Genomic DNA, 23,242 nt, shown 5'->3' on the forward strand with positions numbered 1-23,242 from the left:
CTTCAACCCTCAGTCGCCGTGGCGGACGTGGGCTTCCTTGTGCGCGGGCGTCGCGGCGTGACGGAACGCCTTCTTGAAGGCGGCCGAGGCCAGGAGCGCGAAGCCGATGACGGGGAGGAAGACGACGAAGGCCGCGCCGAGCACGGGAGCTCCGGCGAGCATCGCGACGGCGGGGACCCTCAGGTAGTCGGCCTTCGCGTCGCCGGGCAGCACGCCGCCCTTCTTGCCGCTGACCGTCACGATCTCCCAGTTGGCCTTGTTGAAGTAGAAGCCGGACTGGACCTTGGAACCGCCGCTGAGGTTGTTGTTGTTTTTCATGTCGTCCCCCTTTGCCTTACGTGAAGAAGATGGGGCCTGGGGGCGACGAAAACACTCCGGAAAAGGGGCCGAAGAGAAGGGAAAGAGTCCGGAGAAGGGATAGGGAGAATTCCCTAGAAGGTGAAGAGCCCCCGGAATAAGATCCTGAGAACAAATCTCAGGAGGTACTCGATGAAGCGTGTCCTCGTGCGGGTCGTTGCCGCGTTCCTCTTCTTCCTCCCTCTTGCGGCCTCAGCGCGGGACGTCGAACGCGACGGGCCCAACGCCGAGCCCTTCGTCTTCCAGGGGCAGAGCTGGGTGAGCCAGAAGGCGTTCGTCGAGAGCGGGGCCCGGTGCAGCACGCGGCCCGTGGACGAGGAGGAAGCGGACTTCATCGAGCAGGAGACCGAGCGGCTCCTCGCCGAGCGGCCCGGCCGCTGGCCGATGGCCACGGGCGGAACCATTCCGGTTTACGTCCACGTCATCAACAACGGAACCTCGCTCGCGAGCGGCAACATCCCGGATTCCCAGATCGCCCAGCAGATCAGCGTCCTGAACGCCGCGTACGCGTCCACGGGGTGGTCGTTCAACCTTGTCTCGACAGATCGCACGACGAACGCGTCGTGGTACACGGCGCAGCCGGGCACGACGGCCGAGACCCAGATGAAAAACGCGCTCCGAAGGGGCACGGCGGACGACCTGAACATCTACACGAACAACATGGGCGGAGGCCTCCTCGGCTGGGCGACGTTCCCGTCGGACTACGCGGGCAAGCCGAAAATGGACGGCGTCGTCGTCCTTTACTCATCCCTGCCTGGCGGTACGGCGGCGCCGTACAACCTCGGCGACACGGCGACGCACGAGATCGGCCACTGGATGGGCCTCTACCACACGTTCCAGGGCGGCTGTAACGGCAACGGGGACTACGTGAGCGACACGCCGGCGGAGAAGTCCGCGGCGTTCGGCTGCCCTGCCGGGCGCGACTCCTGCAAGAACAAGGCGGGCGTCGACCCCATCACGAACTTCATGGACTACACGGACGACTCCTGCATGGATCGGTTCTCCACCGGCCAGGATGCCCGGATGGACTCGCAGTTCACGGCGTACCGCTCCGGAAAGTAAGTCAGGGTCGCCCCCCACGGCAAACGAGCCGCCCGTCGGCGGCTCGTTTCGTTTTTCCGGCGAATCAACGCGGCCGGAGCGCGTGGGGACGCGGGTTCAGTCCTGGTGGGCGGGCTTGGGCGCCGCGGCCGGACGGAAGGCCTTGTTGAAGGCGGCCGTTGCGAGGAGCGCAAAGCCGATGACGGGAAGGAAGACCACGAACGCGGCGCCGAGCACGGGGGCGGCCGCGAGCATCGCGACGGCGGGGATCTTGAGGTAATCGGCCTTCGCGTCGCCGGGCAGCAGGCCGCCCTTCTTGCCGCTGACCGTCGCGATCTCCCAGTTCGCCTTGTTGAAGTAGAAGCCGGCCGGAACCTTGGTGCCGCCGTTGAGGTTGTTGTTGTTTTTCATGTTGTCCCCCTTCGTCTTACATGAAGAAGATGGGGCTTCGGAGGGAAGGAAACACTCCGGAAAAGGGGTCGAGGAGAGAGGAAAAAGTCCGGAGAAGGAATAGGGAGAATTCCCTAGGAGAATTCTTTATCTTCCTCTCCTCCCAGACCGTATTTCTCGATCCTCGAGTAGAGCTGGGCGCGCGTGAGGCCGAGGAGCTTGGCGGCCTTGCTCTTGTTGAAGCGTGCCTTGGCGAGCGCTTCTTTCACGTATTCCTTCTCCAGCGACTCGAGGTCTACGCCGCCGGGCGGAAAGGCGCGGCGTTCGCCGGCTGGCGCCGGCCCCATCGGACGGGCGGCTTCGTGCCCGGAGACGGAAATGGGGAGGTGGGCGGCGGTGATGAGGTTGCCGTCGCAGAGAATCGCGGCGCGCTCGAGCGCGTTCTTGAGCTCGCGGACGTTGCCCGGCCACGGGTAGGCGAGGAGGAGGTCCTTCGCCTCCTTCGAGACGCCCGCGACGGGGCGGCCGATTGCCGGCCCGAGCTCGGCCAGGAAGACCTCCGTCAGCGGGAGGATGTCCTCGACGCGCTCGCGGAGAGGCGGCAGGGCGATCTCGAAAACCGAGAGGCGGTAGAAGAGGTCCTCGCGGAATTCGCCGCGCGCGATCGCCTTCTTCAGGTCGCGGTTCGTCGCGGCGACGATGCGCGCGTCCGTCCGGAGCACCTTCGTCCCGCCGAGCCGCTGGAACTCCCGCTCCTGCAGAACGCGCAGGAGCTTGGCCTGCACGGCGGGGCTCATCTCGCCCGCCTCGTCGAGGAAGAGGGTGCCGCCCGTGGCCTGCTCGATGCGGCCGGGCTTGGCCGCCGTCGCGCCCGTGAAGGCGCCCCGCTCGTAGCCGAACAGCTCGGACTCGAGGAGCTGGTCCGGGAGCGCCGCCGCGTTGATCGCGACGAACGGCCCGGAGGCCCGTGACGACGCGCGATGGATCGCCCGCGCGAGGATCTCCTTGCCGGTGCCGGATTCGCCCGTGAGGAGAACGGTCGTTTCCGTCGGCGCGACTTTCGAGACCTGCACGAGGATGCCCTTCCAGCTCTTCGCGACGCCGACGATCCGGCCGAAACCTTCGCGCGAGGCCAGCTCCTCCGTGAGGGACGCGACGCGCTGCTCGAGCTTCTTCGCCTCGCTCACGGCCTCGGCCGCGCGGCGCGCCTCGCCGGCGAGACGCTCGTGCGAGAGGGCGAGCGCAACCTGGTCCGCGACGTGCTGGGCGAGAGGGACGTCGCTCTCGCCGTACGTGCCGGGCGCCCGGGAGAGGAAGAGGAGGCCGCCCGCGAACTGCCACTGGCCCTCGAAGAAGATCGGGACCCTGAGGAGCGAGCGCACGCCGTCGGCCCTCAGGTGCCGGCACTTGTCGGAATCCGGCGGAACTTCCTTCTCGACGTCCCGGACGATCTCGGTCGACCAGACGTTCGCTCGATCCCGGTCTTCCTGCGAGAGCCGGATGGGCTCGCGGACTTCGGGAAACCCCGTTCCCGAGACCGCGTAGACGTTGACGGCCGTGCGGTCCTCGTTCAGGAGGCCGATCGCCATGCGGTCGTGCGGGACGACGGGCCGGACGATCTCCGAGATCGCGTCGAAGACCTCCCGCACGTCGAGCGCCCGCGCGAGGACGGGGGAGAGCGCCTGCAGCGCCTCGTACCGCCGGCGCCGGTCCAGCTCGCCGGCCGCGAGGCGCGCGTGGGCGACGGCCATCGCGACGACGTCCGCGATCGGGGCGAGGAGGTCCAGGTCGGAGGCGCGGAAAGCGCCCGGCGCGAGGCGCAGGACCGAGAGGTAGCCCATCTCCCGCGAGCCGGTGCGAAGCGGGGCCCGGAGCATCGCGCGGACGCCGGAATCCGACAGCTCGCGGTCGCGGGGGAACGCGCGGTCGCACGCGGCGACGACGTCGTCGATGACCCCCTTGCTCGTGAGGGCGTTCCAGAGGCCGGGCGAGTACTCGGTGCGCGGCACCATGCGCGCGTACGAGCGGCGAGTCTCGTCCGTGATCTCGGCGCCCCCGATCGAGTAGAGGACGAAGCCGTCGACTTCGTCCGTCAGCGTGACGGTCATCGCGTCGAATGCGAGGACCCGGCCGGCCGCCGTCGCGATCCGGTGAAAGACCTCGTTGAGGTCCAGCGTCTCGCCCGCGACCCGGGCGATCTCGGACAGGACCGCCACGAGGGACGGAAGGGCCGGGGGCACGGTCATTTGCGGCGTCATTCTAGGCCCCGCGCCTCGTCTACACTCGGGAGGAATGCCGGTCCCCGCCAGCGCCGCCGCCCTCGCCGAAGGGGTGCTCCTCGGCCGCGTGCCCGCCGTCGCGCGCGCGATCTCGTGGGCCGAGAGCGCCGACGCCCGGTTTCCCGAGCTCCTAGCGCTGCTTTTCCCGAAGACGGGCCGCGCCCGCGTCACGGGCCTCACGGGCTCGCCCGGGGCGGGCAAGTCCACGCTCACGGCGGCTCTCGCGCGGCGCGCCCGCGCGCGCGGGAGGAAAGTCGGGATCGTGGCGGTCGACCCGTCGTCGCCGTTCTCGGGCGGCGCGATCCTCGGCGACCGCATCCGGATGCAGGACCTCTACACGGACCCGGGCGTCCTGATCCGTTCGATGGCGACGCGCGGCCACCTCGGCGGCCTCGCGCGCGCATCGGCCGACGCCGTCGACGTCCTCGACGCGGCGGGCTTCGACGACGTGCTCGTCGAGACGGTCGGCGTCGGTCAGGACGAGGTCGACGTCTTCCGGCTCGCGGAGTCCTGCGTCGTCGTCCTGACTCCGGGGATGGGCGACGACATCCAGGCGATCAAGGCCGGCCTGATGGAAGTCGCGGACCTCTTCGTCGTGAACAAGGCCGACCGCGACGGCGCGGACCGCGTCGTGCAGGAGATCCTGCAGATGCTCGAGCTGGGCGAGCACGGCGCCTGGATCCCGCCGGTCGTGAAGACCGTCGCGACGACGGGGGCGGGTCTCGACGAGCTGGAGGCGAAGCTCGGGGAGCATCGGGCCTTCCTGGATGGTCCCGAGGGCGTCCGGAGGAAGCGCGAGCGGACGAGGATCCGCATCGAAGGGCTGATCAGAGAAGATTTTCTTAGAAGGGTGAAGAGTCTCGGGGGCGACCACGGGGCGCTCGACGAGGCGGCGAATCGTGTGGAAGCGCGCACAGAAGATCCGATCGCGGCAGCCAGGGGCCTCGTGAGCCGCATCGACAACGGCGACGGCGGCGCTGCTACGCCGCCCATCCCCTCTTCACCTTCTAAGAAGTCTTCGTCTTCCTCTTCTCTTGTCTCCCGTATTTCTCATCTCGGGATCTCCGTCCCCTCCCTCGAGCAGGGTGGGAAGTTCTGGGACCTTCTCGGGCTGGTCGAGGAGCATCGCGAGGAGGTCGCATCGCAGAAGGTGCTGACCTCGTTCCGCGCGGTGGGGGAGTCGCACATCGAGCTCCTCGAGCCGACGTCGCCCGACAGCCCGATCGGGAAGGCGCTCGCGACGCGCGGGCCGGGGATCCACCACCTGTGCCTCGAGGTCGTGGACGTCCGCGCGGTGCTCGCCCGGCTGAAGGCCGCGGGCGTCCGCCTCGTCAACGAGGAGCCGTTCGACGGCGCGCACGAGTGCCTCGTCGCGTTCGTGCACCCGTCCGCCACGGGCGGCATCCTCCTCGAGCTGTCGGAGAAGAAGAAGGGCACGGGTTGACGAATGCCCATTATGGCGGTGCTATTATGTCGGTCATGAAAGAGGGCGCGTCCATGCGGCGCACGACCGTCATGCTTCCCGCCGACCTCCGGCGCCGCGCGTTCCGCCGTGCGAAGGAACAGGGTGTGTCCTTCGGGGTGGTCGTCCGCGAGTCGTTGGACGCCGCGCTTCCGGCCACCGAGGGGGTCGGGGGCCACGATTCGTTGTTCGCGGACGGCGACGTGTGGCGAGGCCGCGGCCCGGCCACCCTCGCGCGCGACCACGACGCCTTTCTCTACGACGCCGAGCCGTGATCTTCGTCGACACGGGCGCGTTCCTCGCACGCTACGTCGCGGGCGACCAGTACCACGATGCTGCGGTGCGCGCCTGGAAGCGGCTGGAGCGATCCTCGGGCGTCCTCTTCACATCGAGCTTCGTCGTGGACGAGACGCTCACCCTCCTCGCGAGGCGGGCGACGTACGCGTTTGCGGCCGCGCGGGCTGACGCGCTCTACGGTTCGCGCATCCTGTCGATCCTCCGCCCGGATGCCGCGGACGAGGCCACCGCCGTGGAGCTGTTCCGCAAGTTCGCGGATCAGCGGGTGAGCTTCACGGACTGCGTGTCGTTCGCCCTCATGCGCCGGCACCGGCTGAAGAAGGCCTTCACGTTCGACCGTCATTTCGCAGACGCCGGGTTCGAGATCTGGCCCGCCTCGCCCTCGTTCACGGCGCGCGGGAAGAAGGGCTAGTTCGGGCTCGACGTGTCCGGGACCGGCGGCGCCGGCCGGAGGACGTCGCGTACGTCGCGGCCGACGATCACGAAGAACCGCTCGGTGTAGCTCGCGACGCTCCCGACGCGCGTGTCCTCGAAGATCTTCTCGACGCGGTGGAGCGGCACGAAGAGCGTCGTGACGCCCAGCTCGGCGTCGGCGCCCGGCCGCTGCTGGCGGGCCCATTCCTCGAAGAGGTCGAGCTCGAGGCCGCGGAGCGTCAGCCCCGCAGGCGAGAGCGCTTCGAGGAGTCCCCAGTACTTCTCCTTGGGCGCGACGAGATGGACGAGGACGAGCGTCCCGGCTTCCACGCGCCCGCCCTAGAAGATGACGTTCGAGACGAAGAAGCGGGAGGGCGTCACGCGGCCGGTCAGGAGGTTGTCCGCGTCGTTCGGGCTGAGGTCGAAGCGGGCCGCTGTCTCGCCGGTGGACGTCGTGAACGCGACCTCGGCCTTGTCGAGCGGTTTGCCCGCGGCGCGCGACTCCTTGAGGCCGCGCGCGCACGCCACGAGCGCGAGGAACACCTGCTGCTCGGTCTCGGTGGTGGCCGTCACCCGCACGCCGGAGGGAATCTGCGTGAGCTTGACCCCTTTCACGCTGCTCCCGTCCATGGCGCGCATGAAAGCCTCTGTGATCTGAGGGTCCATCACGATCAGCGGCTGCTCGGGAGCCGCGCGGACGGCTTGCCGGGCTTCGGAGGCCATGGCCTTCCCGATGTCGCCCTCGCGGCGCTCCGCCCGCTCGGAGCCCATCTCCTTGCGGCCGTGCTGCTTGATGTACTCGGAGAGCGACGGCTTCTTCGCCTCGGGGTTCGGGAGCGAGGAGCGCTGTCCGGTCGGGTCGTCGAGAGGGTAGGCGTTGCCGAGGCCTTCCTTGTTCACCCTGTCGCTGCGCTCCTGGTCGAATTCGTCGAGCGCGATGGACTGCGGGCTCCCGAGCGGCGTCAGGAAGTTCAGGCGCTTGCCCTTGAGGACGGGCCTCTCCTGCGCCTCGATGCGCTTGCCGTCCTTCGTGTAGATGACGTAGGTCGCCGTGGCGGTTCCGGCCCAGCCGAGGGCCAGCGCCATGAGGAGGGCGGCGGCGCGGGCATTTCCGTAACGGGGCATCGGGACCTCCGGGGCCGCGCGGGAATCGGGGAATCGCGGCGAGATGAAGTATAAACGCGGCCGAGGGAACGCCAGCCGTGCTCATCGTCATGGACCGCACCGCCACCGGGATCGACGTCGAACGCGTGGTTGGCGCGGCCGAGAAGCTCGGGCTCAAGGCGCACCCCATTCCGGGGGCCCAGCGCACCGCCATCGGCATCACGGGGAACAAGGGCACCGTGGGGCCGGCGGCCTTCGAGAACCTCCCCGGCGTTCTCGAGGTCATTCGCGTCTCGCACCCCTACAAGCTCGTCTCACGCGAGTTCCACCCCGAGGACACGGTCGTCTCGATCGGCGGCGTGCCGGTCGGCGGGACGCGACTCGTCGTCATGGCGGGCCCGTGCGCGGTCGAGAGCCTCGAGCAGACGGTCACGATCGCGAAGGCCGTGAAGAACCTCGGCGCGCACCTCCTGCGGGGCGGCGCTTACAAGCCCCGCACGTCCCCGTACTCCTTCCAGGGACTGGGCGAGGAGGGGCTGAAGATCCTCGCCGCGGCGCGCGAGGCCACGGGCCTTCCCGTCGTGACCGAGGTCCTCGACACGGCCACCGTCGACCTCGTGGCGCGTTACGCGGACTGCCTCCAGATCGGCGCGCGCAACATGCAGAACTTCGAGCTCCTCAAGCTCGCGGGCCGCTCGGGCAAGCCCGTACTCCTCAAGCGCGGGATGTCGGCGACCCTCGAGGAGTTCCTCCTCGCGGCCGAGTACGTCCTCGCCGAGGGCAACCCGAACGTCGTCCTGTGCGAGCGCGGCGTGAGGACGTTCAACGACTTCACGCGCAACACGCTCGACCTCGCGGTCGTCCCCGCGGTCGAGCGCCTCTCGCACCTCCCGATCCTCGTCGACCCGTCCCACGGCACCGGGCGCCGCGACAAGGTCCTGCCGATGTCGCTCGCGTCCGTGGCCGCCGGCGCCGACGGCGTCGCGATCGAGGTTCACCACCGGCCCGCCGAGGCGCTCTCGGACGGCCCGCAGGCCCTCACGCCGGAGCTCTTCGCGAACCTCATGGAGAAGCTGCGGCCTGTCGCCGCCGCCGTCGGGAGGACGCTGTGAGCGCCCGCGCCATTCTTCTTCTCGAGGACGGCCGCCGCTGGGAGGGCCGCGCCGTCGGGGCGGGAGGGACCTCCTTCGGCGAGGTCGTCTTCAACACCGGAATGGCGGGCTACCAGGAAACGCTCACGGACCCGTCCTACCGCGGCCAGATCGTCGTCATGACGGCGTCGCACATCGGCAACTACGGTCTCAACGACGAGGACGTCGAGTCGGACCGGATCCAGGTGGCGGGATTCGCGGCGCGGAACTTCCCGGATCGCTTTTCGAACGCGCGCGGCAAGGAGACCGTCGCCGAGGCGCTCGCGAAGGCCGGCGTCCCGGGGATCGACGGCCTCGACACGCGGGCGCTCGTCATGCACCTCCGGAGCGCGGGCGCGATGCGCGGCACGATCTCTTCCGAGGTCGCCTCGGACGCCGACGCCGCGGCGCTCCTCGAGAAGGTCAAGGCCCAGCCCGCGATGGCGGGCGCGGCCCTCGCGCTCACCGTGTCGACGCCGAAGGCGTACGACTTCCCGATGCCGCCCGGCGCCGCCGTCAAGGGGCGCATCGCGGCGATCGACTACGGGATCAAGACGAACATCCTCCGGATGCTCGCGGCCCGCGGCCTCAAGTCCACGGTGTTTCCCGCCACGACGAGTGCGAAGGAGATCCTCGCGCAGGGGTTCGACGGCGTCTTCCTCTCGAACGGGCCGGGCGACCCGGACGCGCTGCCGGGGCCGGTCGCGAACGTCAAGGAGTTCGTCGCTTCGGGCCGGCCTGTCTTCGGAATCTGCCTCGGCCAGCAGCTCCTCGGCCTCGCCGTCGGCGGGACGACGTTCAAGCTCAAGTTCGGCCACCGTGGCGCGAACCACCCGGTGAAGAACCTCCAGACGGGGCACGTCGCGATCACCTCGCAGAACCACGGGTTCTCGGTCGACGCCGACTCGCTCCCGAAGAACGCCGAGCTCACGCACGTGAACCTCAACGACGGCACGTGCGAGGGCTTCCGGCTCACGGACAAGCCCGTCTTCGCGGTCCAGTACCACCCGGAGTCCGCTCCCGGCCCGCACGACTCGGACGCCCTCTTCGACGAGTTCGTCAGCCTCGTCGCGCACGCCGCGCGCTGACGGGGCCGCTCCCGTCTCCTATTCCGTCGCCCAGTGGTTCTTTCTGTAGAAGAAGCCGTTCTTCGGCGTGGTCGTGAAGCCGTCGGAGAGGAAGCGAATGGAGATGGCGACCGGCTGGTCGGGGACCCCCGTGACGTCCGGCACCGCGCCGTAGAAGTAGGTGTCTGTGCGCTCCTGAATCGAGAGGAGCAGATAGCCGTACGGCGGAAAGAAGGTGCCCTTGATGCGAACCTCGGCATTCGAAGCGCCCTTGAAGCACCCGGTCAGGAGGATGAGCTGCCCGGGCTGGATCCGGAAGTTCGCGGCGGCGCCCTCGACGTTGAAGAGCGTCCGGTCGCACGGCCTGTCGACTCCCGCCGTGTGCGCGGCCGCGCCGAGCTTCTGCTGCTGCGTGAGCGGCTTGGCGATCGCCTGCGTCTTCAGCCGCGCGAGTGCCGAACGGGCGGCGGCGTTCGCCGCGTCGAAGTCGGCCCTGAGCGTGGCTGCGGTCGGCGTCTGGGCTGCGAGGGGAGCGGCGATAAGAAGGGAGAGAGCGATCGCGGAATAAAGGCGCATGAGAGGCCTCCTTGCGAGGGAAGACGCGCGCGGCGAACTCAGGTAATAGGGGCGCCTCAAAAGGGCGGCGGGCCGGCTGGACCTTCGATACGAACCCGGTATGCACCGTAGGTGCAGTTTTTCGGAGCGGTGACGAGGACTGTGCTTCCGTCGTCAGACGGCCTCACGCTGGTGGGCGAGACATAGTTGCTGTGGCCCAGAGAGTCGGTAACCACGGATATCCACCAGAACTTGGTCAGACCGTAGCCGCTCGCCCGGGCCTTTGAAGACCAAGAGTGCACCGCGGGGCCGCTTGGGGCCTCACAAGGGACCACCGGACCCGATCCCCCAAATGGCATGGCGCCGTCCACCCGCAGGCCGTGGCAGACCCGATCGTCCACAAGGACGTCCCACGTCTGCCTCTTCGCGTAGAAGGACCCACTCCGCGGAGACGTCTTGAAGCCGTCCGAAAAGAAGCGAACGCAGACGGAGACCGGCTGATCGGGCACGCCGGCGATGTCGGGCACCTTCCCATAGAAATACCCGTCGCCCCGGTCCTGAACCTCGAGGAGAAGGGCGCCGTTGGGGAACGAGCCCCCCTCGATCCGAACCTCGGCGTTCGAGGAGCCTTTGAAGCAGCCGTTCAGGAGGATGAGCTGGCCGGGCTGGATCGTGAAGTTCGCCGCGGCGCCCTCGAGGTTGAAGAGAGTCCGGTCGCAGGGCTTGTCGACGCCCGCCTGGTGCGCGGCGAGCGCGAGCTTCTGTTCCTGCGTGGGCGGCCTCGGGACCGGCTGCGCCTTCAGGCGCGAGAGCGCCGCCCGCGCGGCCGCGTTTGCGGCCTCGAAATCGGACTTCAGTTTCCGTGCGAGCGGCGTCATCGGCGCCTCGGGCGACTCCCCGGTCTTGAATGTCGGGCTTTTCGGCAGAGTCCTCGCCGGCGGCGCCTGGGCGTGGAGGAGCGGTGCGGCGACGAGCAGGGCTGTGAGGGCGAGCGTGTGGCGCATGGGACATCTCCTCAAGGGAGGAGACGTGCACTGCGTCTCTTCGGCATAGATCGTCTATGCCGCGTGGCGCGCGGGGCCGTCTTTCGTGCATCGGCTGATACCATTTCTCAACAGCACATCAGGAGGCACCCCATGAGCGCTTTCGCGCGGACATCCCTTGCACTCTTCGCGGCCTTCGGCCTCCTCGCCGCCCCGGCCGCGCGCGCGGCCGACGGCAAGGCCGAAGGGACCATCACGGTGAACGGCAAGGCGACGAAGGTGTCCTTCGCCTACGCGCGCGCCGTCCCCGGTTTCTTCGACAAGACGAAGGAGGACGTCGAGGTCATCCTGACCGACGTCCCGCTGGAAGCCAAGGCGCTCGAGGACCAGTTCGAGCGCATGAACATGGCCGACGCCGGCAAGCTCCACGCGTTCGAGATCAGGCTCGATGCCGACGGCAAGCCGATCTCCACGGCTTTCCGGGACAAGGGCTTCAAGAAGGCGAGCCCGAGCGGGCTTTCTTCCGCCGACGTCTTCACGAAGAAGGTCTTCGACGGCAAGACGGTCGAAGGAAGCTACAAGAGCGCGAAGGAGAGCGAGTTCTTCGGAGAAACGTACAGCTTCGACGTCTCGTTCAAGGCCGACATTACGCACGCACCGAAGGTCGTGCCGCCGACCGCTGCCGAGACCGCCGCCGCGCGGAAGTCCCCGCAGGCCGCGGTCTACGCGGACTTCCTGAGGGCCATCCAGAAGGAGGACCTCCCGGCTCTCAAGAAGCTCTTCACGAAGGAGCAGGCCAAGAATCTCGACGACCCGGAGGCGAAGAAGATGGTCGGGATGGTGAAGTTGATGTCCCCGACCGAAATCAAGGTCCTCAAGGTCGTCGAAACGGGCGACAAAGCCGACCTCACCGTCACGGGCAAACAGGACGGAAGCGTCGCGAACGGCGTCGTCCACATGGTCAAGGAAGGCGGCGCCTGGAAGGTCCAGCGGGAAGAGTGGAAGAACTAGACCGTAAACTCCACTTGTGAATGTCCCCGCCTTCCTCGCGAAACGCTTCCTCGCGGGCTCGAGGCGGGGGCTGCCGAAGACGGTCTCGGTCCTCGCGCTCTGCGGCGTGGCGCTCGGGGCGGCGTCTCTCGTCGTGGCGATGGGCCTCATGTCCGGTTACCGGCACGACCTCGCCGAGCGCATTGCGGGCACGAGCGCCGAGATCATCGTGATGCCCGACGCGGCCACGGCCCCCGATGAGGCCCGAAGAGCCCTCGAGGCCCTCCCGAACGTCTCCGCGGTCGCCCGCACGGGCTTCGCGCCCGCGCTCGTCCTGTCGGCCGCCGCGCCGCAGGGCGCCGACGCCCTCGTCAAGGCTCTCGACCTCCCGGCCGGGCTCGCGACGACGCGCCTCCTCGGACGTGTCCCGGGGGTGGAGGCCGCGTTCGCCTCGCTCCGGGCCAGGGGGGAGACCCCCGTCCTCCTCGGGTCGGGCCTCGCGCGGCGGCTCGGCGTCACGGTCGGCTCGCGCGTCGTCCTCGAGACCGCGTCCCCGGCGCTCTCGGCGGGCGTCGCTTCGCCGGCGCGGACCGCGCTGACCGTCGCGGCCGTCGTGGAAACGGGATTCTCCGAGGTCGACGACTCGTGGTCCGTTCTCGCGCTGAGAGACTTCGACCGCATCGCCCCCCCGGACGCGCGCGTGGGCGTCCTCGAGGTGAAGCTCGAGAGCGCCTCCGGGTCCACGGAGACCGTCGCCTCGGCGCGGGCGCTCCTCGGCCCGGGCGCGACGGTGCTCGACTGGAAGGTCCTGAACCGCGACCTCTTCCAGGCTCTCGCCGTCCAGCAGACGCTGCTCTTCGTCGTCCTGACCCTGATCGTCGCGGTCGCGGCCGGGACCGTCGTGTCGTCGCTCGTGGTCCTCCTCGCGGAGAAAACGCGCGACGTCGGCGTGCTCGCGGCGCTCGGCGCGCCCCCTCGCGTCATCGCGCGGACGTTCCGGCTTTCCGGCCTCATCCTCGGCGGCGGAGGCCTCGTGCTCGGAGTCCTTTTCGGCCTCCTCGTCTGCGCGTTCCTCACCACGTTCCACGTCGTACGCTTCCCGCCCGAGATCGCGAAGGTGTACTACCTCGCGTGGATGCCGTTCCGTCCCGAGCCGCTGCACGTCGCCGCCATCCTCGGCGTCGGGCTCCTTCTTGTCCTCGCCGCGTCCGCGCTCCCGGCGCGGCGTGCGGCGCGTCTGAACCCGTCGGATGCGCTCCGGTACGAGTGAGGCGGCGCGCCGCGGCGAGCGTGATCGCGCCGTTTCTCCGGGCGTACACTTCGTGAAATGAAACCCGCTGCGGGACCGGTGGTCCTTGCCGCCGACCACGGCGGTTTTGCGCTGAAGGAAGCGATCAAGCGGCACCTCAACGCGCAGGGCAGGGACGTCCTCGACGTCGGGACGAGCTCGACGGAGCCGTGCGATTACCCCGTCTTTGCGCGCGCCGCCGGCGAGGCCGTCGCCTCGGGACGGGCGTGGCGGGGGGTCGTCGTCGACGGCGCCGGCATCGGGTCCTCCATGGTCGCCAACAAGATCCCGGGAGTCCGCGCGGCCATGGCCTTCGACCTCGCAACCGCGCGGAACGCGCGGGAGCACAACGACGCAAACGTCCTGACGCTCGGCGCCGGGTACCTCGCCGAGGAGCTCGCGCTCGGAATCGTCGACGTCTTCCTGTCCACCGATTGCACCGTGGAGCGCCACCAGCGCCGAGTCGCTATGATCGACGCCATCGACAAGAGCCGGGGGAACGCGCCGGAGGACCCGCGCCGTCCGCCGGGCTCGAGGAGTTCGCCGTCCATGGCCTCACCCGACCTCGAATCGCTCATCGGCCGGATCACGCAGATCCTCGCCTCGAATCCGTCGCTCCTCGTCCCGCCGACGTGCGCGGGGCCGGCGGCCGGAGGCGAGGCCTGTACCGGCTGCCCAATCGGGGGCCACTGCGCGACGCGCTGCGCCGATACGGTTCGTTCGATGATCGCGTGCGTGGGGCCCGGGTGCCGCGTGTCGGGCGCGCCCGGAGGCGGCGAGGTGCCCAGGGACCTCGCCGGGTTCATCGACCACACGCTTCTCCGCGCCGACGCCACCTACTCGGACATCGACAAGCTGTGCGACGAGGCCGCCCAGTTCGGCTTCGCGTCGGTCTGCGTCAACCCGATCTTCGTCAGGCGTTGCGCCGTCCGGCTCGCCGGCAAGTCCCCCGTCGTCTGCTCGGTGGTGGGCTTTCCGCTGGGGGCAACGTCCCGGGAGACCAAGGCTCTCGAGGCTCGGCGGGCCGTCCGGGACGGGGCGAGCGAAATCGACATGGTGATCGCGGTCGGGGCGCTCAAGTCGGGCGACCTGAAGTACGTGGAGGACGACATCCGGGCCGTGGCCGAGACCGCCCACGACGGAGGCGCGATCCTCAAGGTGATCCTGGAAACGTCGCTCCTGACCGACGACGAGAAAGTCGCCGGCTGCGTGGCGGCCCGCAAGGCCCGGGCGGACTTCGTGAAGACGTCGACGGGGTTCTCCACGGGCGGCGCCACGGCTCACGACGTGGAGCTCATGGCCCGAGCCGTCGACCGCAAGCTCGGCGTGAAGGCGTCGGGAGGGATCCGGTCGGCCGAGGACGCCGAGAAGCTCATCGCCGCCGGCGCCACGCGGATCGGAGCCTCCGTCGGCGTGAAGATCGTCCAGGAAGCTCGGGGGATCGCCGTCGACTCTCGCAAGGAAGCGAAAGGGTCGTATTGATGGCCGATCTCCGGAGCTTCGTTTACCTCGACTCGATGCAGCCGCAGGTCGCGGCCTACATCGGGACGGTCGCCCGGGGTTTCCTCCCGGTCGCGCACGAAGCCTCCCTGATCGTCGAGATCTCGCCGGGCATCGAGATCAACCGCGTGACGGACGTCGCCGTGAAGGCGACCGACGTCCGCCCGGGCATGCAGGTGGTCGAGCGCCTCTACGGAATGCTCGAGATCCACAGCGTCTCGCAGGCCGAGGTCCGGCAGGCCGGCGCCGCGATCCTCGCCGCGCTTTCCCTGAACGAGGCCGACCGGATCAAGCCGCGGGTCCTCTCGTCGCAGGTCATCCGGCGCGTCGACGCCCTCCAGGCGCAGCTGATCAACCGCGACCGGCAGGGAATGATGCTCGTGGCCGGCGAGTCGCTGTACATCCTCGAGGTCGAGCCCGCGGCCTACGCCGCCTTCGCCGCGAACGAGGCCGAGAAGGCCGCGGAGATCAACGTCGTGGACGTGCGGATGACCGGGGCGTTCGGGCGCGTCTACCTCGGTGGCGCGCAGCGGGACATCGACGTGGCTTCGGTCGCCGCCATCCGGGCGATCGAGTCGCTCACCGGGCGCGAGGCGCAGAAGGGCCGGAGGGACTGAGAGCGGTGATCGACCTTCGGAGCTACGTCTTTCTCGACTCCCTTCAGGAGCAGCACGCGGCCTTCATCGGGACGGTGGCGAAGGGCTTCCTCCCCGTTGGCGGACAGGCCTCTCTCTTCATCGAGGTCTCCCCCGGGATCGCCGTCAACCGGCTCACCGACATCGCGGTCAAATCCACATCCGTCACGCCCGGGATGCAGATCGTCGAGCGGCTCTACGGACTGCTCGAAGTCCACCACGACGAGCAGGCGGAGGTGCGTCGCGCAGGCGAGGCGATTCTCCGGGAGATCGGCAAGACCGAGGGCGACCGGTTGAAACCCGAGATCCTGTCCTCGACCGTGATCCGGGGCCTCGACGACCGTCAGACCCAGCTCATCAACCGCACGCGCCACGGCCACATGATCGTGGCGGGCCAGTCCCTCTACATCCTGGAATGCCAGCCTGCCGCATACGCCGCTCTGGCGGCGAACGAGGCGGAGAAGGCGGCGGACATCAAGGTGCTGGAGATCGTCACGTTCGGCTCGTTCGGACGGGTCTACCTGGCGGGCGCGGACCGCGACATCGACGTCGCCCTGCCCGCGGCCGAGCGGGCGATCGCGGGCCTTTCCGGGCGCGCCGCGAAGTCCTCATAAACGTCATGAAACGTCGTAACGTCACCAAAGCAGAAACGGACAGGGAGGATCGAAATGGCTGAAGCACTGGGGATGATCGAATGCCGCTCCTTCGCCGCGATGGTCGAAGCGGCCGACGCGATGGTGAAGGCCGCGAAGGTCGAGCTCGTGAGCTACGAGAAGACGGGGGGCGGCTTCGTGACCGCCATCATCCGGGGAGACGTCGCGGCCGTGAAAGCGGCCGTGGACGCGGGCCAGAACGGGGCAACGCGCGTCGGCGACATCGTCACCACGCACATCATCGCCCGCCCGCACGTCAACGTCGACCTCGTCCTTCCGCTCGGCCGAAAGGCGGAGGTCGAGAAGGAGATCGGCGCGCACGGCGGCAAGAAGTAGGTCGAGCGATGGTGAACGGGAGGCGGTGAGGCCATGCTCCTGGCAAAAGTCGTCGGGACCGTCGTGGCGACACGGAAGGACGCGAAAATCGAGGGGCTCAAGTTTCTGCTGCTCCGGCAGGTGAACCCCGAGAACCTCAAGGAGGGCGGCTTCGTGGTCGCGAACGACGCGGTGGGCTGCGGCGTCGGCGAGTACGTGCTCTACGCGTCCGGCTCCTCCGCCCGTCAGACCGAGGTCACGAAGGACCGCCCCTGCGACGCCGTCATCATGGCGATCGTCGACACCTGGGAGATCGGCGGGCAGACCCTCTTCGAGAAGCACTCGTCCGAGCACGGGTACCGGGGCGCCTGACGATGGAGCGGGTTGACCCGTGAGCTCGGCTCACGACCCCGGGCAGATCCGCCGCCTGGCCGAGATCATCGCCCGGGAGCTCATGAAGGAGGCGGGCACGGGGGCCCGACCGCCCTCGGCGGGAGGCGGTGCCTTCTCGAGCCTCGACGACGCCGTCGCTGCGGCGGCCGTCGCGTTCCGGGCCCTCGACGCGATCGGCCTCGAGAAGCGGCACGCGATCGTCGATTCGATGCGCGAAGCCATGCGGGCAAACGCGCGTTCCCTGGCGGCCATGGCCGTCGAGGAGACGGGCCTCGGGCGCGTGGAGGACAAGCTCCGGAAGAACCTCCTCGTCACGAACAAGACCCCGGGTCCCGAGGAACTGACGCCCACAGCCGTGTCGGGAGACCACGGTCTCGTTCTCGTCGAGCCGGCTCCGTTCGGCGTCATCGGGGCGATCACGCCGGTCACGAACCCGTCCTCGACGATCATCTGTAACTCGATCGGAATGGTGGCCGCGGGGAACACCGTCGTGTTCAACCCGCACCCGTCCGCCGCGAAGGTCTCGCGGGAGACGGTCCGCCTGCTGGACGAGGCGATCGTGAAGGCGGGGGGGCCGCCCAACACGGTCGTCTGCATGGCCGAGCCGTCCATTCAGTCGGCGGGCGAGCTGATGAAGCACCCGAGGATCCGGCTCCTGGTCGTCACGGGAGGCGGCGCGGTCGTGGCCGCCGCGATGAATTCCGGCAAGCGGGCCATCTGCGCCGGGCCCGGCAATCCGCCCGCCGTCGTCGACGAAACGGCCGACATCGAAAAGGCCGGGCGGGACATCGTCTTCGGGCATTCCTTCGACAACAACGTCATCTGCACGGACGAAAAAGAGGTCATCGCCGTCGACTCCATCGCCGACGCCCTGAAGGGTGCGATGAAGAAGGCGGGGGCGTTCGAGCTTCCCGCCCGCGACCTCTCGCGTCTCGAGAACGTGATCTTCGAGAAGGGGGCCGGGCCGCGCGGCCACGCCGTCGTGAACAAGAAGTTCATCGGGAAGGACGCTTCGGTGATCCTGCGCGAGCTGGGCATCACGGCGGGGCCCGAGGTGCGGACGGTTCTCGTGGAGGTCCCAAACGAGCACCCCCTCGTCTGGACGGAGCAGATGATGCCGGTTCTCCCGCTGACGCGCGTGAAGAACGTGAACGAGGCGATCGACCTCGCCGTCGCGGCCGAGGGCGCCTGCTTCCACACCGCCTCCATGCACTCCCACGACCTCTCGGCACTTTCGACCATGGCGCGCCGCTGCAACTGCTCGATCTTCGTGAAGAACGGACCGAACCTCGCCGGACTCGGGTACGGCGGCGAAGGGCACACGTCGTTCACCATCGCATCCCCGACCGGCGAGGGGCTGACGAGCCCGCGGTCGTTCTCCCGGTGGCGGCGCTGCACGCTCGTCGACCATTTCCGGATCGTGTGACGCGGACGTGATGGAGGAGAGCTCCGGCCCCGCCCTCGCGATGCTCCTCTTTGGCGAGATCCCGCCGGGCCTGCGCGTTCTCGACGCCCTCGCCAAGGAAGCGGAGGTGGACGTGCTCCGGACGGGCACGATCCACTGCGGCCACTACCTGATCCTGTTCGGCGGAGAGGTCGGGCCGGTGGAGCGCTCGTGGCGCCGCGCGCTCGACGCCGCGGGACCCTCCGTCGTCGACGAGATGCTCCTCCCGAACGCCGAGGCGCGACTCGCGCCCGCGATCGGGACAGGGGCCATCCGCTGGCCCGCGCCCGGCGACACGCTCGGCGTCCTGCAGGCCGCGACGCCGCCGGCGCTCGTTCGGGCCGTCGACGCCGCGCTCAAGGGGGCGCTCGTGGAGCTCGTGGAACTGCGCGTCGGGGACGGCCTTGGCGGCAAGGCGATCGCGAGCCTCTGGGGCGAGACGCACGACGTCGAGGCCGCGATCGACCTCGCGCGGGCCTCCCTCGAGAAGGCGGGCGCCACGGGCGCTTCGACCGCCGTCATCCCGCGGGCCGATCCGGCCGTCCGCGAAGCCCTCGGCTCGGGGAGCCGATTCTTCAAGGAGTTCCGGGGATGAAATTGGGCAGGGTCATCGGCACGCTCGTGGCGACGATGAAGCCCGACGCGATGAAGGGGCTCAAGCTCCTCATCGTCCGCCCGCTCACGGCGGACCTCAAGGACGACGGCGAGCCGTTCGTGGCCACCGACGCGTCCGCGCAGGCTTCCTCCGGCGACCTCGTCACGTGGGAGGCGTCTCGCGAGGCGGCCCTCCTTCACGACCCGTGGTTCATTCCGGTCGACCACGCCATCGTCGGAATCGTCGACCAGCACGCGCTGGAGAGTCCGGAGCGGGCGCCATGATCATGGGGCGCGTCCTCGGGACGGTCGTCTGCACCGTCCAGCACCCGTTCTACGCCGGGAGAAAGCAACTCCTCGTGGGAGCGGTCCTGCCGGACGGGACGCTCGACGGCGCCCGGTACATCCTCGCGCTCGACATGGTCGGGGCCGGCGTGGGCCAGACCGTCCTCGTTGAAGACGAGGGGAACTCAGCGCGCCAGATCCTCGGTGATCCGAAGGCGCCGGTGAGGTCGCTCATCGTGGCGATCGTGGACGAAGTGGACGTGCCGGTTACCGGGTCGCCTCAGAGGTCGTAATAGAGCTCGATCTCGTAGGGGTGCGGGCGGTTCCTCACCTCGCGGTCCTCCTCGCGCTTCTTCTGGATCCAGCGCGGGACGAGGTCGGCGGGGAAGACGCCGTCTTTCACGAGGAACGCGTGGTCGGTCTCGAGCGCGTCGAGCGATTCGTCGAGCGCGGTCGGGAGGGCGCGTATCTTCGCCTTCACCTCGGCCGGCAGCGCCATGACGTCGCCGTCGAACGGTCCGAAGCCGAGCGCTGTCGGGTCCATCTTCTTCTCGATGCCGTCGAGGCCCGCGAGGAGCTGCGCCGCCATCGCGAGGTACGGGTTGCACGTGGCGTCGGGCGGGCGGAACTCGAACCGCGCGCTCTCGGGGCGGTTCGCGTACTTCGGAATCCGGATCGCCGCGCTGCGGTTTCCGAGCGAGTAGATCGCGGTGACGGGCGCCTCGAAGCCCGGGACGAGGCGGCGGTACGAGTTCGTCGAGGGGTTCGTGAGCGCCATCACGGCCGCGCCGTGGTGGAGGAGGCCGCCGATCGCGAAGCGCCCGGTCTCGCTCACGCAGCCGTAACCCGCGGGGTCGAAGTAGGCATTGCGCTCGCCGTCGAAGACGAGCTGGTGGCAGTGCATGCCGCTGCCCGCCTCGCCGTAGAGCGGCTTCGGCATGAACGTGGCCGTGAGCCCCATCTTCTTCGCGGCGCGCCGGACGACGTACTTGACCATGAGGACGGCGTCGCACGCGTCGAGGAGCGGGAGGAGCGGGATCTCGATCTCGCACTGGCCGGGCCCGCCCACCTCGTGGTGGTGGTACTTCACGGGGACGCCGACCGACTCGAGGATGCGCGAGATCTTCGTCCGCGCGTCGTCGAGGTGGTCCTGCGGCGGGAGCGCGTGATAGCCGCCGTGCCGGGGGATCGTGAACCCCGAGCCGAGCTCGTGGCTCCGCCAGTCCGCCTCGGACGATTCCACGCGGTAGCTCGCGACGTTCACGCCGTTCTCGTAGGCGACGCCGTCGAACAGGTAGAACTCGAACTCCGGGCCCCAGAGGCTCCTCGTTCCGACTCCGCTCGCGCGGAGGCGCTCCTCGGCGCGCTTGGCGATCGTGCGCGGGTCGAAGAGAACCGGCGAGCGGTCGTCGGCCTCGAGAATCCGGCAGAGGAAGCTGAGCGTTTTCTCCTCGGGGAACGGGTCGAGAAAGGCCGTCGTGAGGTCGGGGACGAGGACAAGGTCGCCGGACTTCACGGAGCGCAGGCCCACGGACGAGCCGTCGAATCCGACGCCGTCTTCCATCAGCTCGGGCGTGAACCGCTCGGCGGGGAGCGTCACGTGCCGCCAGCGGCCTGCGAGGTCGCAGAACTTCAGGTCGACCATCGTGATGCCGTGCTGGCGGATGTGCGCGGCGGCCTCGTCGAATTGCTGGAACATCGGGTCCCCCCATGCCGACGTTAGGCCTCAAAATACGCCCGGGCCATGGGCCGTTTGAACCAGCCGGGCGGGCGTAAGGGGCCGATCGTGAAAGACGTCTATCGGAAGCTCCAGGAGCACATCGACGTCATGCCGGTCGGTTTCCCGGCGACGGAGAGCGGCGTCGAGCTCTCGATCCTCCGCCGGCTCTTCACTCCCGAGGAGGCCGAGGCGGCGCTCCTCCTCTCCGCCCTTCCGGAGCCGCTCGCGCGCATCCACCGCCGCGCGCCGAGAGGGCGCTGGACGGCGGCGGAGCTCGAGACGCTCCTCGACCGCCTCGCCGCGAAGGGCTCGATCATGGGCGGCGCCCACGGCGGCGGACGGAAAAAGAAGTGGAGCAAGGCGATGCTGGCGCTCGGCATGTACGAGTTCCAGGTCGACCGGATCACTCCCGAGCTGCAGCGCGACATGGAGCGGTACATCGCGGAGGGCTTCGCGGGCGCGTTCCTCGGGCCGAAGACGAAGCAGATGCGCACGATCCCGGTGAACGCGAGAATCGTCGTGGAGCGCACGGTCGGCCGCTACGACGACGCGCGCGAGCTCGTCTCGGGCGGCGAGGGACCCTGGGCCGTGATGAACTGCGTCTGCCGGCAGGGGCGGGACCTCACGGGCGAGCCCTGCCGCCAGACCGACGAGCGGAGGACCTGTCTCGCCCTGAAGGGCGTCGCGCGCCACCTTCTCGAGACGGGCTCGGCGGAGGCGCTGACGCGCGAGCAGGCTCTCGCGCTTCTCGAGCGGGCCGAGCGCGACGGGATGGTCGTCCAGCCGGAGAACGCGCAGGACCCGCTCTTCATCTGCTTCTGCTGCGGCTGCTGCTGCGGCGTCCTTCGGATGGCGAAGGAGTTCCCGCGCCCCGCGGACGTCATCCACTCGAACTTCCGGGCCGAGGTGGAGGGCGAAGCCTGCATCGACTGCGAAGCGTGCCGCACGCGCTGTCCGATGGACGCGCTCGAGGCCCGGGACGGGAAGACGGCCGTCGATCACGGCCGCTGCATCGGCTGCGGCGCCTGCATCGGCGTCTGCCCCTCGGAGGCGCTCCGCCTCGTCGAGAAGGAAAGTCCGGCCGCGCCGCCGGAGACCCACATGGCGCTTTACAAGAAGATCCTCGTCGAGCGGTTCGGGATCCTCGGAACCGCCCGAATGATCGGATCGGCGATTCTCGGCCGGCGGGTCTGAGAGCGCGGGTTCGCGGGCGCCGGACCAGTCGGTCAGATCAGGCCGACGGCCCGCGACGCGAGAACTCCCACGACCAGGAGCGAGATGGCCGACTGCAGCATCGTCAGGACCTTCGCCCAGCGCGAGAGGACGGGCGTGTCGGTGGGCGAGAAAGCCGTCGAGTTGTTGAAGGCGACGAAGAGATAGTCCACGAACCGGGGGGACCAGTTCTTCGGTCCCGGGCATCCGTCCATCATCTGGGGGAAGAAGAAATCGCCTTCGGTGTGCGCGCCGCGCCCGTCCCGGGCGAACGGCCCTCCCGCGTCGAGCCTCCAGTACCAGATCGCGAAGACGAGCACGTTCGCGATCCAGAGGCACGCCGCGGACTTCGCGAGCTCGGCCGGCGTCTCGCTCTTCTTCGGCAGGCCCGCGATGAGGAGCGCGAGGGAGCCGACGAGGGCGAGGGTCACGACGCCGCTCATCGCGAAACCGAGATTGCGCACGAGCGACGTGCGACGGGCCCGGTGCGCGAGCGCCGTCGGGATGGCGAGGGCGACGAGCACGGCGAGGACGATCCAGCGCGGCCCGAGAATGAGCGTCGGCGGCAAGGCGAAGTTGAGGAGTCCGAGCGCGAGGAGCGCGACGAGGACGGGCCAGCGGGCCTCCGACGGGATGACCTTCGGCGCCGTCATTTGGGCAACTTATCGAGCGTCACGCGTCTTCAATTCTACCGTTGCCGGGAGGTGTGGTCCCGCCGGCTGTCTTGGCACGTGTCGTGCTCCTGTGCGGGACGGAGGCACCCATGTCTACGGAAACCATCCTCATCGTCGTGGTCCTGATTCTCGTGCTCGGCGGCGGCGGCTTCTACTGGCGCGGCAGGCGTTGATTTCCGGGTCCACAGAGCCTTTGTCCGGCCGGTTCCCTCGGGGGGCAAACAAATGAAGTGGATGGGCACATTTTTCCTCGGTTACGTGCTCCTGCTGGCAGGAATTCTAGCGGCACTCTGGAAACTCGGAGTTCTTGCGAACGTGAGCGGCGTGTGGATCGCGATCGGCGCCCTCATTGCGGTGGGTGTCGGGCTCATGGCCGCCGTGGCCAACAGCGGCCGTAAGGAAACCATCCAGATCGACAAGTAGGGTCTCTTACGGGCCGAGGCGCGCGCCCGCCGCCAGC

The 23,242-nt window shown here is 69.0% G+C and carries 28 protein-coding genes; 19 read left to right on the top strand and 9 right to left on the bottom strand.

Going from position 1 to position 23,242, the window contains the following annotated elements:
- Positions 1–9: 9 nt before the first annotated feature.
- Positions 10–318, bottom strand: a complete 309-nt coding sequence (locus IPL89_05345) for a hypothetical protein (GenBank protein ID MBK9062605.1) — start codon at positions 316–318, stop codon at positions 10–12.
- 171 nt (positions 319–489) lie between these two features.
- On the opposite strand from IPL89_05345, the gene IPL89_05350 reads away from it, so the two are divergent.
- Positions 490–1,419: a zinc metalloprotease gene (locus IPL89_05350; protein MBK9062606.1), complete on the top strand. Its 930-nt coding sequence runs from the start codon at positions 490–492 to the stop codon at positions 1,417–1,419.
- Between the two features lie 96 nt (positions 1,420–1,515).
- Here the strand turns inward: IPL89_05350 and IPL89_05355 are convergent, their stop codons facing one another.
- Positions 1,516–1,809: a hypothetical protein gene (locus tag IPL89_05355; protein ID MBK9062607.1), complete on the bottom strand. Its 294-nt coding sequence runs from the start codon at positions 1,807–1,809 to the stop codon at positions 1,516–1,518.
- 113 nt (positions 1,810–1,922) lie between these two features.
- Positions 1,923–4,034, bottom strand: coding sequence for a sigma 54-interacting transcriptional regulator (locus tag IPL89_05360; GenBank protein MBK9062608.1), 2,112 nt, complete (start codon positions 4,032–4,034; stop codon positions 1,923–1,925).
- A gap of 46 nt (positions 4,035–4,080) precedes the next feature.
- Between IPL89_05360 and meaB the strand changes: the two genes are divergently transcribed.
- Genes meaB through IPL89_05375 form a run of 3 tightly spaced genes read left to right on the top strand, consistent with a single transcriptional unit; the run spans position 4,081 to position 6,238 of the window.
- Positions 4,081–5,511 (top strand): methylmalonyl Co-A mutase-associated GTPase MeaB, encoded by a 1,431-nt coding sequence (gene meaB / locus IPL89_05365; GenBank protein MBK9062609.1) that lies wholly within the window; start codon positions 4,081–4,083, stop codon positions 5,509–5,511.
- Between the two features lie 26 nt (positions 5,512–5,537).
- Positions 5,538–5,804, top strand: coding sequence for a hypothetical protein (locus IPL89_05370; protein MBK9062610.1), 267 nt, complete (start codon positions 5,538–5,540; stop codon positions 5,802–5,804).
- A complete protein-coding gene (locus IPL89_05375; protein MBK9062611.1) occupies positions 5,801–6,238 on the top strand; it encodes a type II toxin-antitoxin system VapC family toxin in 438 nt (145 codons plus the stop codon). The genes IPL89_05370 and IPL89_05375 overlap by 4 nt, the downstream gene beginning before the upstream one ends.
- Here the strand turns inward: IPL89_05375 and IPL89_05380 are convergent.
- Positions 6,235–6,570, bottom strand: a complete 336-nt coding sequence (locus IPL89_05380) for a hypothetical protein (protein MBK9062612.1) — start codon at positions 6,568–6,570, stop codon at positions 6,235–6,237. The two genes, IPL89_05375 and IPL89_05380, sit on opposite strands and share 4 nt — an antisense overlap.
- Before the next feature lie 9 nt (positions 6,571–6,579).
- On the bottom strand, positions 6,580–7,365 hold the full coding sequence (locus tag IPL89_05385; protein ID MBK9062613.1) for a hypothetical protein: 786 nt from the start codon (positions 7,363–7,365) through the stop codon (positions 6,580–6,582).
- A gap of 89 nt (positions 7,366–7,454) precedes the next feature.
- Between IPL89_05385 and aroF the strand changes: the two genes are divergently transcribed.
- Together aroF and carA are read left to right on the top strand one after the other, a co-directional pair.
- Positions 7,455–8,456 (top strand): 3-deoxy-7-phosphoheptulonate synthase, encoded by a 1,002-nt coding sequence (gene aroF, locus IPL89_05390; protein ID MBK9062614.1) that lies wholly within the window; start codon positions 7,455–7,457, stop codon positions 8,454–8,456.
- An 11-nt stretch (positions 8,457–8,467) separates the two neighbouring features.
- Complete coding sequence (gene carA / locus IPL89_05395; protein ID MBK9062615.1) at positions 8,468–9,562, top strand: glutamine-hydrolyzing carbamoyl-phosphate synthase small subunit; 1,095 nt, start codon at positions 8,468–8,470, stop codon at positions 9,560–9,562.
- 18 nt (positions 9,563–9,580) lie between these two features.
- On the opposite strand, the gene IPL89_05400 is transcribed toward carA, so the two are convergent.
- Together IPL89_05400 and IPL89_05405 are read right to left on the bottom strand one after the other, a co-directional pair.
- The gene (locus IPL89_05400; GenBank protein MBK9062616.1) at positions 9,581–10,117 is read right to left on the bottom strand and encodes a hypothetical protein; all 537 of its coding nucleotides are present in this window, start codon (positions 10,115–10,117) and stop codon (positions 9,581–9,583) included.
- 56 nt (positions 10,118–10,173) lie between these two features.
- Entirely contained in the window at positions 10,174–11,100 is a 927-nt protein-coding gene (locus IPL89_05405; protein MBK9062617.1) for a hypothetical protein, read from the bottom strand.
- A 132-nt stretch (positions 11,101–11,232) separates the two neighbouring features.
- Here IPL89_05405 and IPL89_05410 point away from each other — a divergent pair, with 132 nt between their 5' ends.
- The 11 genes from IPL89_05410 to IPL89_05460 all read left to right on the top strand — a co-directional run bounded on the left by IPL89_05410 (position 11,233) and on the right by IPL89_05460 (position 19,469).
- On the top strand, positions 11,233–12,090 hold the full coding sequence (locus IPL89_05410) for a DUF4878 domain-containing protein (GenBank protein ID MBK9062618.1): 858 nt from the start codon (positions 11,233–11,235) through the stop codon (positions 12,088–12,090).
- 16 nt (positions 12,091–12,106) lie between these two features.
- Positions 12,107–13,339 (top strand): ABC transporter permease, encoded by a 1,233-nt coding sequence (locus tag IPL89_05415; GenBank protein MBK9062619.1) that lies wholly within the window; start codon positions 12,107–12,109, stop codon positions 13,337–13,339.
- A 57-nt stretch (positions 13,340–13,396) separates the two neighbouring features.
- Entirely contained in the window at positions 13,397–14,839 is a 1,443-nt protein-coding gene (deoC, locus tag IPL89_05420) for a deoxyribose-phosphate aldolase (GenBank protein MBK9062620.1), read from the top strand.
- A complete protein-coding gene (locus IPL89_05425; protein ID MBK9062621.1) occupies positions 14,836–15,474 on the top strand; it encodes a hypothetical protein in 639 nt (212 codons plus the stop codon). Before deoC ends, IPL89_05425 begins: the two co-directional genes overlap by 4 nt.
- Positions 15,475–15,479: 5 nt before the next feature.
- Positions 15,480–16,106, top strand: a complete 627-nt coding sequence (locus IPL89_05430) for a hypothetical protein (protein MBK9062622.1) — start codon at positions 15,480–15,482, stop codon at positions 16,104–16,106.
- Positions 16,107–16,160: 54 nt separating this feature from the next.
- Positions 16,161–16,481 carry a BMC domain-containing protein gene (locus IPL89_05435; protein MBK9062623.1) on the top strand — a complete coding sequence of 107 codons (321 nt, stop codon included), beginning with the start codon at positions 16,161–16,163 and terminating at the stop codon, positions 16,479–16,481.
- 33 nt (positions 16,482–16,514) lie between these two features.
- A complete protein-coding gene (locus IPL89_05440) occupies positions 16,515–16,832 on the top strand; it encodes a EutN/CcmL family microcompartment protein (GenBank protein MBK9062624.1) in 318 nt (105 codons plus the stop codon).
- 82 nt (positions 16,833–16,914) lie between these two features.
- Positions 16,915–18,279 (top strand): aldehyde dehydrogenase EutE, encoded by a 1,365-nt coding sequence (locus IPL89_05445; GenBank protein ID MBK9062625.1) that lies wholly within the window; start codon positions 16,915–16,917, stop codon positions 18,277–18,279.
- A 10-nt stretch (positions 18,280–18,289) separates the two neighbouring features.
- Positions 18,290–18,892 carry a BMC domain-containing protein gene (locus IPL89_05450; GenBank protein MBK9062626.1) on the top strand — a complete coding sequence of 201 codons (603 nt, stop codon included), beginning with the start codon at positions 18,290–18,292 and terminating at the stop codon, positions 18,890–18,892.
- On the top strand, positions 18,889–19,176 hold the full coding sequence (locus IPL89_05455; protein ID MBK9062627.1) for a EutN/CcmL family microcompartment protein: 288 nt from the start codon (positions 18,889–18,891) through the stop codon (positions 19,174–19,176). The genes IPL89_05450 and IPL89_05455 overlap by 4 nt, the downstream gene beginning before the upstream one ends.
- Positions 19,173–19,469 carry a hypothetical protein gene (locus IPL89_05460; protein ID MBK9062628.1) on the top strand — a complete coding sequence of 99 codons (297 nt, stop codon included), beginning with the start codon at positions 19,173–19,175 and terminating at the stop codon, positions 19,467–19,469. Before IPL89_05455 ends, IPL89_05460 begins: the two co-directional genes overlap by 4 nt.
- On the opposite strand, the gene glnA is transcribed toward IPL89_05460, so the two are convergent.
- Positions 19,457–20,875, bottom strand: a complete 1,419-nt coding sequence (gene glnA, locus IPL89_05465) for a type I glutamate--ammonia ligase (protein ID MBK9062629.1) — start codon at positions 20,873–20,875, stop codon at positions 19,457–19,459. The two genes, IPL89_05460 and glnA, sit on opposite strands and share 13 nt — an antisense overlap.
- An 87-nt stretch (positions 20,876–20,962) precedes the next feature.
- Between glnA and IPL89_05470 the strand changes: the two genes are divergently transcribed.
- Entirely contained in the window at positions 20,963–22,090 is a 1,128-nt protein-coding gene (locus IPL89_05470) for a 4Fe-4S binding protein (protein MBK9062630.1), read from the top strand.
- Positions 22,091–22,122: 32 nt separating this feature from the next.
- Here the strand turns inward: IPL89_05470 and IPL89_05475 are convergent, their stop codons facing one another.
- Positions 22,123–22,761, bottom strand: a complete 639-nt coding sequence (locus IPL89_05475; protein ID MBK9062631.1) for a DUF1345 domain-containing protein — start codon at positions 22,759–22,761, stop codon at positions 22,123–22,125.
- 255 nt (positions 22,762–23,016) lie between these two features.
- On the opposite strand from IPL89_05475, the gene IPL89_05480 reads away from it, so the two are divergent.
- Complete coding sequence (locus IPL89_05480) at positions 23,017–23,205, top strand: hypothetical protein (GenBank protein MBK9062632.1); 189 nt, start codon at positions 23,017–23,019, stop codon at positions 23,203–23,205.
- The last annotated feature ends 37 nt before the right edge of the window (positions 23,206–23,242 follow it).

Source organism: Acidobacteriota bacterium (assembly GCA_016716715.1).
In the GTDB taxonomy this organism is placed as follows: Bacteria; Acidobacteriota; Thermoanaerobaculia; order UBA5066; family UBA5066; genus Fen-183.